The organism is Bilophila sp. 4_1_30 (assembly GCF_000224655.1).
GTDB lineage: Bacteria > Desulfobacterota > Desulfovibrionia > Desulfovibrionales > Desulfovibrionaceae > Bilophila > Bilophila wadsworthia.
The window spans coordinates 54,638-64,379 of record NZ_JH114235.1 but is presented as its reverse complement, the minus strand read 5'-3'; the positions used below and the strand labels follow the sequence as shown (position 1 = coordinate 64,379).

The window sequence follows — 9,742 nt, the reverse complement described above, 5'->3', positions numbered from 1 at the left end:
GAGGGGACTTTGTTCAGAAAGTCCCCTCCTCCCCCCTTCGATCATCCACCATTCCCCCCAAGCGATTGTAAAGGGTGCCTTAACAATTTTTTACATCGGACGGCGCAAAGTTCATATCCGGTTAACATTAGCCGCCTATCATGCCTTCAAATGAACAAGGATGCCAGCCTTGCCAGTGGCAGGGTGTTCCATAACCCGTAGCAGAAGGAGCATACGATGCCCAGTTCTCGCAGGGAGTTCATGAAGGCCGCGGCCCTTACCGGCGCCCTTGCCGTGTCTGGCCGCTTGTTGGAAGGCGAAGCCGGAGCCGCGACGCCTCCCATCGACAAGGATCTCGACGGCGTGATCGAAATGCACGTACATGCCGATCCCGATGTCCGGGCCCGCTGCATCGACCAGCTGACGCTGACCCGGCAGTGCAAGCAGAACGGCTATCGCGGGATCATGTACAAGTGCCATGATTTCATCACCAACGACATCGCCTATCTGCTGCGGGCCACGGTGCCCGGCATCGAGGTCTTCGGCGGGATCGCGCTCAACAGGAACTACGGCGACACGGTCAACGTGCAGGCCGCCAAGATGGCCACGCAGGTCACCGGCCACTACTGCCGCTGCATCTGGATGCCGACCTACCAGTCGGCGTTCGACATGCGGAAGAAGGGCGGCGGCGTGCCCGTGCTCGACGCGCAGGGGAAGGTGTTGCCCGAGGTCGTCAAGGTCATGGAAATCTGCGCCGACGCCGACATCATTTTCGCCACGGGGCACTCCTCTCCCGACGAATGCGTCGTGCTCACCGCCAAGGCCAAGGAAGTGGGCGTCAAGAAGGCGGTCGTCACGCACGCGAGCCAGGCCCCGTGGAAGCTGTCGATGGATCAGGCCAAGGCCTGTATCGACAACGGCGCGTATCTGGAACACAGCGTGCTGCCGTACTTCAAGGGCCCCCATGCGGTGATTCCGGGGTACCGGGAACAGCCGCAGGTCACGATGGAGGAATTCGCCTCGTACATCGCCCTCGCCCCGGATCGGCAGTTCATCAGCACGGACCTCGGACAGGCGCTCAACCCCAACCCCATCGACGGGATGCGCACGTTCATCACCGGGCTGCGCAAGGCCGGGGTGAAGGACGACGTGCTGAACGCCGTTACCCGGAAGACCCCTGCCATGCTGCTGGGACTGGACTAGCCTTCCGGCGCGCAGGGATCACAAAGTCTGTAAGGGAACTCCGGCACCTGGCCGGATCAGGAGAATGTACCTTTAACCCAGGAGAAAGCTATGCTTACGTATTTGAAGCATATGGCTCTCGCGGCGGCTGCCGCTCTCTGTGTGGCACCGGCGGCGCAGGCAGCCGATCAGCCGCAGGAATGGGAGCTCATCAATCCCACCGGCGAGATCGAAAAGGTCGCCGTGGAACCGGCCAAGCGGATCACGGCGCTTGAGGGCAAGACCATCGCCCTGCGCTGGAACGGCAAGAACAACGGCGATCTGGTGCTCGACCGCCTTGCCGAACTGCTGGCCAAGAAGTATCCCACCGCCAAGGTCGTGAAGACGTACCGCGACATGGCCGATCAGAACCTGAACAAGATTTCCGCCACGCAGGACGAGTCCATGCGTATCGTAAAGGCGGTAGCCAGCGTGAGGCCCGACATCGTCATCGCCTCACAGGCCGACTGAGGCAGCTGCACCTCATGGCTGGTAGTTGACCAGTCCAATCTTGAAAAGTCCGGCATTCCCACTGTTACCATCGTTACCGATCCCTTCCTGACCCTTTCGCGCGGCACCCAGAAGAGCCAGGGCCTCACCGACATGTGCTTTGTGACGGTCCCGCATCCTCTGGGCATGATCTCCAAGGAAGAAGTCAACGCCAAGGTCGACGCGGCGTTTGACGACATCGTGAAGGCCGCCACCGCCTGGACCCCGGCCAAGGAAAAGCAAGACGCCCAGGTCAAGCCCTATCCCGCCAAGCGGTTCAAGTTCTCCGGCACCTACGCCGATGTGAACGACATGTTCCAGAAGCGCAAGTGGTCCCTCAGCCTGCCCATCGTCCCGCCCACCGTGGACAAGGTGGCGGCCATGCTCAAGGGCACCAAGCGCGATCCAGCCGAAGTCCTTTGGGTCGTGCCTCCCCGTCAGGGCATGTTGACCGTCGAGCTTGTCGCCGCCCTCGGCGTCATGGCCGGAGCCAAGCCCGAACACATGCCGCTGCTCATCGCCACGGTGGAAGCCATGGCCGATCCCGTCGCCGCGTGGCGCGGCCCGACGACCACCACCGCCGCCACCGTGCCCGTGTTCTTCATCAGCGGACCCATCATCGAAAAGCTGAAGCTCAACCCCGGCACCGGCACCGCCGGAGGCGAAAACCCGGTGACCAACGCCCTCGGCTATTTCGTCAACCTCGTCGGCGACGTGGTGGGCGGCTCCGTGCCCCCGAACTTCGACAAGAGCACGCACGGCTCCTCGGCCGACCTCGTAGCCATGGTGTTCACGGAAAACGCCAAGGAAAACCCGTGGAAGACGACCTACGCCGAAGAAGCGGGCTTCAAGCCGAGCGACAGCATCGTGACGCATTTCAGCGCCTATCTCGGCAACGCCAACATCGACCATGACAGCAAGACCGGCCAGCGCCTCCTGACCACCCTGTCCACCGGCCTGCTCGGATCGGCTTCCGGCCTCGCCTCCTGCCTTGCCGACTACGATGCCACCTATGCCATCAACAACAAGGTTTCCTTCGCGTTCATCGTCCTGTGCCCCGAGCACGCGGCGACCATCGCCAAGGACTTCCCGGACCAGCGGGCCGCCCGCGACTTCATGCGGGAAACGGCGGCCATGCCGTACAAGTTCTACTCGCAGGAAACCTGCGTTCCGGGCAAGGACTTCGGTCCCTATGACGAAAACACCTTCATCCCCCGCTTCAAGAAGACCGAGTCCATCAAGTTCTTCGTCTCGGGCGGGCCGGGCAAGCAGTCCCAGATCTGGGTACCCTTCCCGCAGGTGTTCAAGCCCGTTTCCAAGAAGATAGCCGAATAGCCATCCACCCTCAAACACAGCCGGATCTTTCCCCCCAAAGATCCGGCTGTCCCTTATTCGCCCCGCTGCCCGCACGGAAAGATCATGGTCACGGAGAACCCGCGCGGCTTCTCGTTGGCGCAGAAAACCGAACCGCCACACTGTTCGAGGCTGTTTCTGATGATGGCCAGCCCGAGGCCCGAGCCGCCCGGATGTTTGCGCTGCGCCTCGGCTCCCCGGAAGAAAGGCTCGGTCAGCGAAGGGAGCTCGGCTTCGGGCACGCCGTCGCCCGAGTCGATCACCCGCAGCAGCACCGCGTTGTCCACGGGGCGGAACCCGGTCCGCACCCGGATGGGCCCTTTGGAGCCCGCGTAGGTCACGGCGTTGCGCAAGGCGTTGCTTACGGCGCGGCGGATGCAGCCCTTGTCCCCCCAGACCACGAGATCCTCGGGGATGTCCATGCGGATGTCCGCATCCGCCGGGAAGTTGCGCCGCAGATCCGCGAGCAGGGGCAGGAGGAGCACTTCCTCGCAGGATGCGGGCTGCGGCGCGGACTGGGCGCGCAAAAACTCCAGCACGTCGTCGGTCAGCTGCGTCAGGTTGTCCAGCTCCCTCATGACGCGGCGAACGCGCTCCCGGTATTCGCCCTCGGATTTCTTTTCCAGCACGGCAAGGCCGAGGTCGCAGTGCCCGAGCGACGTATTGAGCTCGTGGGCGATGTGCCGGATGAACTGGCGCTGGCCCGCCATCTGCTGGTTTAGGCGGCGGGTCATGGTGCCGAGCGCCCGGCTCAGGCGGCCTATCTCATCCTGCCGCGCGGCATTGACGGGCGGGGGCGGGACGCCGCCCGGATTCCCCTCGGCGGCGATGCGTTCGGCATAGTCGGCCATGCCCAGGAGGGGCCTCGCAAGGTGCCAGACGAAAGGGGCCCACCACAGGCAGGACAGGCCGATGATCCCGAGCGCCACGAACAGCGCCAGCCGGAAGTTGAAGAAAAGCCCCTGCCCGGTGAAGTCGTCGGATTCCACCGCCAGCAGCAGGTAATGGGCCTCATGGTTGGCGTCGGGGACAAAGAGGGTCCGGGCGTACCAATACCCCGTCGGGCTCCCCTGCCGGGCGAAGATGGCCGGAGGGGTGGGGGCGAGACCGGTTTCGGTCTGGTAGTCCTCGCTGCCCCTGAAGACCTTGGAGGGATCGGGGCAGAGGGTGAAGGGCGTGCGCGGGATGCGCTGGGCCGTTTCGAGGATGGCGAGGGGGACGAAATCCCCGGCGAAGTACAGCCACGGATCGTCGAGGCTGACCAGATGGAATTGCAGGCCCGGCCTGTCGTAAGCCTTGACGATGGCGCTCCATTCCTGGGTGGAGCGGTATTGCAGCTCGGTGCTGAGCACCCGGAACACGTTTTCCACGTTGGAGCTGAACAGCGAGGCGGGCACGAGCCCGTAGGTGTTGCTGAACAGCACGAAGAAAACGAACCCGCCGCCCACCAGCGCGATGAGCAGAAGGTTGAGCAGAAGCCACGCCAGCATTTTGGAGTAGAGCGACTTCAACATGGCTCTCCCCGGCTACCGGATGAGGGAATAGCCGACGCCCCGCAGCGTCCGGATATACTGCGGCGATCCGGTGTCCTCGCGCAGTTTGCGCCGCAGCGAGGAAATGTGCACGTCGATGGATCGGTCGTATTTGTTGAAGTCCCGTTCGGCGGTGATGCGCAGGAGATCCTCGCGGGAAAAGACGCTTCCCGGTTCGGAAATGAGCGTGAAGAGGATCTGGAATTCCGAAACGGTCAGGTTGAGCGGTTCGCCGTGAAGGAAGGCTTCCTTGGTGTGGTTGTTCACGGTGAGGTCGCGCACGCGGAGGATATCCCTGCCGTCCGTTTTTTCCGGCGGCGCGCTTTCCTGCTCCGGAGCGCAGCGCCGCAGCACGGCCCGGATGCGCGCCAGCAGTTCCCGAGAGGAAAACGCCTTGGGCACATAGTCGTCCGCGCCGATTTCCAGCGCGATGATGCGGTCGGTTTCCTCATTGTGCGCCGAGAGCATGACCACGGGCGGGGACTGCATCCTCCGGATGCGGCGCAGCACGTCCAGCCCGTTGATGTCGGGCAGGAACATGTCGAGCAGGATCAGATCGAAGGCGCGCCTGTCCAGAATGTCGAGGCCGGATTGCCCGTCATGGGCGCAGGTGAGGCTTATGGAGTTCAGTTCCAGATAATCGTTCAAAAGGGAACAAAATTCCGGATCGTCATCGATGAGGAGAATCCTGACGCCTGAAATCGCAATGTCGCCGGGCATATGGGGCTCCTTGTACGGAACGCTGTGGATGGCATGGGCTAAACGCTAGTCTTTTTCCCGGCGTTTGTCATGTCCGGCACGGGAATGGCTCAATAAAAGGGAAGAAAAAGCCATCATCCCGAAAAGAAAGGCACATCCGGAATGCCCCCGGTTGCATCCGCGGTGGGTGCAGGCATGGGCTCCTGTTCGGGGTTTGAACCCATGCGGGAGCGCTTGCGGAGGCGGGAGAAGGCCGCTGACCGGGGTGGAAACACGTCTCGGGAGCAGGTGATGCACGGATAACCATCATGGATTAAATGTGATTTTCTTGATGACGGGTGTGCTTCCAGCGCTGCCCGCGCAGCGCCGGGACAGGCGCCGCATCCGGGCCTTTGCCCGCCTCACCGCAGGGCAATGCCCCTTGCCGGGGGAGGGCCGCCGCGCCGGGAGGCTGTCCGATGGTTCCTGGTATCTTAACAAAACTTTACATTGCCCGAATGTAAAAATTACAAAAAGCACAAACTGGGTTTACAGCGCTTCTTCATAATGGCTCCAGTCAAGCCCGGCAGCCGGTCGGGCGGAGATAGAGAAAAGGAGTAGGACTATGCAAAGGACGTTCAGAGGACTGATCCTGTCCGCTGCCGCGGCGTGCCTCGTGATGCCCGCAATCGCGGCTCCGGGGGCACAGGCGGCGGAGAAGCCGCAGGAGTGGGAACTGGTCAACCCGGCGGGCATCATCGAGAAGGCGTCGGTCGATCCGGCCAAGCGGATAGCCTCGCTCGACGGCAAGACGATCGCCTTGCGCTGGAACAGCAAGCACAACGGCGACGTGGTGCTGAACCGCCTGGCCGAGTTGCTGGCGAAGAAGTACCCCAGCGCCACGATCGTCAAGACCTATGAAACCGACAAGAGCCTGAACGCGATCTCCGGGACGGCCGCCGAATCCGAACGCATCGCCAAGGCCGTGGCCTCGGTGAAGCCGGATCTGGTCATCGCCTCCCAGTGCGACTGAGGCAGCTGCACCTCATGGCTGGTAGTTGACCAGTGCAATCTCGAAAAGATGGGCGTCCCCACGGTAACAATCGTAACCGACCAGTTCGTAACCCTCGCCCGGGGCACGCAAAAGAGCCAGGGGCTGACGGACATGTGCTTCGTCACGGTGCCGCATCCCATTGGTATGCTCCCCAAGGAGCAGGTCGACGCCAAGGTCGACGCCGCCTTCGGCGACATCGTCAAGGCCGCGACCCAGTGGCAGCCCGTCAAGGAAAAGGAAGCCGCCCAGGAGTCCCCGTATCCTGCCAAGACCTTCAAGTTCACCGGAACCTACGCCGACGTGAACAAGCTGTTCGCCAAGCGCAAGTGGTCGCTTTCGCTTCCCATCATCCCTCCCACCGTTGATCGGGTGCGGGAAATGCTCAAGGGCACCAAGCGCGCCCCCTCCGAAGTGCTGTGGGTCGTCCCGCCCCGCCAGGGTATGCTGACCGTCGAGCTTGTGGCCGTCCTCGGCGTCATGGCCGGGGCCCAGCCCGAGCACATGCCCCTGCTGCTCGCCACGATCAACGCCATGAAGGCCCCTGAGGCGGCATGGCGCGGCACATCCACCACCACCGCGCCCACGAGCCCCCTGATCGTCATCAGCGGCCCCATCGTCGAAAAGCTCAAGCTCAACGCGGGTACCGGCACCGCCGGAGGCGAAAACCCGGTGACCAACGCCCTTGGCTACTTCGTCAACCTCGTCGGCGACGTGGTGGGCGGCTCCGTGCCCCCGAACTTCGACAAGAGCACGCAAGGCAGTTCCTTCGATCTGGTCGCCAACGTCATCTGCGAAAACGCCAAGGAAACCCCGTGGGACAAGACGTTCGCCGAAGAGCAGGGCTTTACCCGCAACGACAGCGTCGTCACCATCTCCACGTCCTACCTTGCCAACGCCAACATCGATCATGACAGCGTGGCCAGCGAGGATCTGCTGAATACGTTCAGCGCGGGCATCGCCGGATCGGCCTCCGGCATCGCAAGCTGCCTGACCGTCACCGTCCCCGACGAGAAGAGCCCCTACAACAAGCCGCTCAGCGCGTGGAGCAATTCCGTGAGCTACGCGGTGCTGGTCATCTCGCCCGAGCACGCGGCCACCATGTACCGGGACATGAAGTCCAAGGACGCCATCAGGGACTATCTGGTGAAGAACACCGTCCTCCCCTACAAGTTCTACACCAAGGCGACCTGCGTGCCTCCGGAGGCCTTCGGCCCCTACGACGCCAACACCCTGATCCCCCGCTTCACCCAGCGGGAATCCATCAAGATGATCGTCTCCGGCGGGCCGGGCAAGCAGTCCCAGTTCTGGGTGCCTTTCCCGCAGGTCCTGAAGCCCGTTTCCGCGAAGATCGCCGAATAACCCTCAACGCCGGGGCCCTCTTCACGGGGGCTCCGGCCCTGTTTTCGGAACGTGCCGCAAGCCGTTCGCCAACAGCCTGGATCGCCTCTTGCCGTGGGCGTTTTCGCGTATCCGGGACCGCTCACGGCATCCGGGCGGAGCGGTTCGTCCTCGCGGGAAGCGCCGTTGAGGGCATTGGGGACGACGCCGAAACGCGCCTCGACAAACGCCCACAGAAACCTTTCGGAAGGAACCGTCATGCGCATCATCCTTTCTTTCTTGTTCGCGGCGGGGTTGTTCCTCATGCCTCCGGCGCAGGCGGCAAGCCTCACGGTCTGCAATCCGGCGGGGCAGAGCGAGGACGGCGTGTATGTCGATACCATCCTCGCCTCCTCGTCCGGCACCGCCGTGGACTTCCCCCGCGCGGATACCGAAACCATCGAAGCCGCAGGCGACGGGCTTGAGGCGTTCAACACCCTGTTCCTCGCCCGGGGATGGGGCGACGGGCTGCCGCTCGTGCCGCCCACCCCGGAACGCGTCAAGGCCATGCTCGCCGGATACGACCTGCCGGACGACTTCCCCATCGCCACGCTCCCGCCGCTGGACGGGGTGGCCACAGTGGGGAAGATCGCGGTCAACGCCGTCATGGCGGGATGCGAGCCGAGGCACATGCCCTTGCTCGTGGCGGCGGTGGAAGCCGTCAGCCAGCCGGAATTCGACCTGCGCGGCGTAGCCACAACGACCAATCCCGACTCCGTGCTCGTCATCGTAAGCGGGCCCATCGTCAAGCGGCTCGGCATCAACGCCGGGACCAACACCTTCGGCAGGGGCAACCGGGCCAACGCCTGCATCGGCAGGGCCCTGCACCTCATCATCAACAACGTGGGCGGAAGCCGCCCCGGCATCACCGACATGTCCACCCTCGGCCAGCCGGGCGATTTCGCCATGTTTCTGGCCGAGAACGCCGACGCCAGCCCGTGGCCGCCCTTTCACACCGAATACGGTTTCCTGCCCGAGCGGAACGTGGTGACCGTGGCCGCGGTGGAGGGGTATTCCGGCATCATGGGCATCGGCTACAGCCGCCCGGAATATCTGGATCTCATCGCGGCATGGCTGCGCGGGCACGACCGGCCCTACCGCCGGAGCATCATCCTGCTCGTCGCGCAGGACACCGCGCAGATGCTCGCACGGGAAGGCTGGACGCGTGAGGCCATGCGCCAGTACATCCGGGAGCGGGCCCGCATCCCCTTCGGCGAGTGGAACCGGCAGTACCACGGCGCGAAGGAGGCAAGAAAGGGCGTCCCCGAGGAAGTGTTCGCCATCGCCGATCCGAATGAGCTGGTGGATAAGCCGTTTTTCGATTCCATGCCCGTCATCGTGGCGGGCGGCACGGGCGAAAAGAGCATGTTGCTGCCCTGCTGGGCCTCGGGGAAGATGGTCAGCCAAGAAATCCGCCTGCCCGCGAGCTGGGGCGAGGGCGTGCGCTGAGCCCCTGTCTCCAGCAAGGCTTGGGAGCGCGCATTCCACAGCGAAACACGCAACGGTCCGGCAGGGCACGTGAGCTTCACTCCGCGTCCCCGTTCTAATGGGCCATCAATCACCGGCTATTCGCGGGAGGCGGAAAACCGCTCCCCGGCCCCGCGCCTTGCGCACGCAAAAGGCCACGGATCGTTTCCGATCCGCAGCCTTGGGGGATTCCGGGCTGGAGGCGGCCCGGCTTTCTGGGAGCCGGAATCAGGCGCGGCTTTCCGCACTCCTGTTCTGGCGGGTCATCAATCCGATCATGACGGAATCCGCGGCGCTGAAAATCTTCTCGTTGAATTCCCGCAGGGTGATGCCAAGCTCGTGGATGTCCGGGCTGATGATGCCCTGCGTGTTGCGGATGCCCCGGTTTTCGAGGGCCAGCATGGCGGCTGACCATGCCTCGCTGGCGGCGTTGCTCACCTTGAGCCCGCAGGATTCCTTGGCTCCGTCGCAGATCATGCCGAGGAGCGTCCCCACAAGGGTGATGGCGGCAAGCTCCGCCTGACGCGGGGTTCCGCCGTGCAGCCGGACGATGCCCGCCGCCGCTCCGGCTCCCGCCGCCACCGCGCAGCCG

The 9,742-nt window shown here is 63.8% G+C and carries 7 protein-coding genes; 4 read left to right on the top strand and 3 right to left on the bottom strand.

Annotated features, from left to right (window positions below):
• Nucleotides 1-216: 216 nt before the first annotated feature.
• Both HMPREF0178_RS17860 and HMPREF0178_RS17850 read left to right on the top strand, forming a co-directional pair.
• Nucleotides 217-1,182: a DUF6282 family protein gene (locus HMPREF0178_RS17860; RefSeq protein ID WP_009368993.1), complete on the top strand. Its 966-nt coding sequence runs from the start codon at nt 217-219 to the stop codon at nt 1,180-1,182.
• 90 nt (nt 1,183-1,272) lie between these two features.
• Nucleotides 1,273-3,024, top strand: coding sequence for a UGSC family (seleno)protein (locus HMPREF0178_RS17850; RefSeq protein ID WP_279139183.1), 1,752 nt, complete (start codon nt 1,273-1,275; stop codon nt 3,022-3,024).
• A 53-nt stretch (nt 3,025-3,077) separates the two neighbouring features.
• On the opposite strand, the gene HMPREF0178_RS17845 is transcribed toward HMPREF0178_RS17850, so the two are convergent.
• The gene (locus HMPREF0178_RS17845; RefSeq protein ID WP_009368990.1) at nt 3,078-4,556 is read right to left on the bottom strand and encodes a HAMP domain-containing sensor histidine kinase; all 1,479 of its coding nucleotides are present in this window, start codon (nt 4,554-4,556) and stop codon (nt 3,078-3,080) included.
• Nucleotides 4,557-4,568: 12 nt separating this feature from the next.
• Nucleotides 4,569-5,294 carry a response regulator transcription factor gene (locus tag HMPREF0178_RS17840; protein WP_009368989.1) on the bottom strand — a complete coding sequence of 242 codons (726 nt, stop codon included), beginning with the start codon at nt 5,292-5,294 and terminating at the stop codon, nt 4,569-4,571.
• A gap of 583 nt (nt 5,295-5,877) precedes the next feature.
• Here HMPREF0178_RS17840 and HMPREF0178_RS17830 point away from each other — a divergent pair.
• On the top strand, nt 5,878-7,665 hold the full coding sequence (locus HMPREF0178_RS17830; protein WP_369737672.1) for a UGSC family (seleno)protein: 1,788 nt from the start codon (nt 5,878-5,880) through the stop codon (nt 7,663-7,665).
• Between the two features lie 237 nt (nt 7,666-7,902).
• Entirely contained in the window at nt 7,903-9,132 is a 1,230-nt protein-coding gene (locus HMPREF0178_RS17825; protein ID WP_009368986.1) for a hypothetical protein, read from the top strand.
• Nucleotides 9,133-9,378: 246 nt separating this feature from the next.
• On the opposite strand, the gene HMPREF0178_RS17820 is transcribed toward HMPREF0178_RS17825, so the two are convergent.
• Nucleotides 9,379-9,742, bottom strand: a 364-nt coding sequence (locus HMPREF0178_RS17820) for an L-serine ammonia-lyase, iron-sulfur-dependent, subunit alpha (protein ID WP_009368985.1), incomplete at its 5' end; no start/stop codon positions are given.

Coding starts and splice junctions, on each gene's coding strand:
- HMPREF0178_RS17860 (WP_009368993.1), top strand. CDS start 217: ATGCCCAGTTCTCGCAGGGAGTTCATGAAGGCCGCGGCCCTTACCGGC.
- HMPREF0178_RS17845 (WP_009368990.1), bottom strand. CDS start 4,556: ATGTTGAAGTCGCTCTACTCCAAAATGCTGGCGTGGCTTCTGCTCAAC.
- HMPREF0178_RS17840 (WP_009368989.1), bottom strand. CDS start 5,294: ATGCCCGGCGACATTGCGATTTCAGGCGTCAGGATTCTCCTCATCGAT.
- HMPREF0178_RS17825 (WP_009368986.1), top strand. CDS start 7,903: ATGCGCATCATCCTTTCTTTCTTGTTCGCGGCGGGGTTGTTCCTCATG.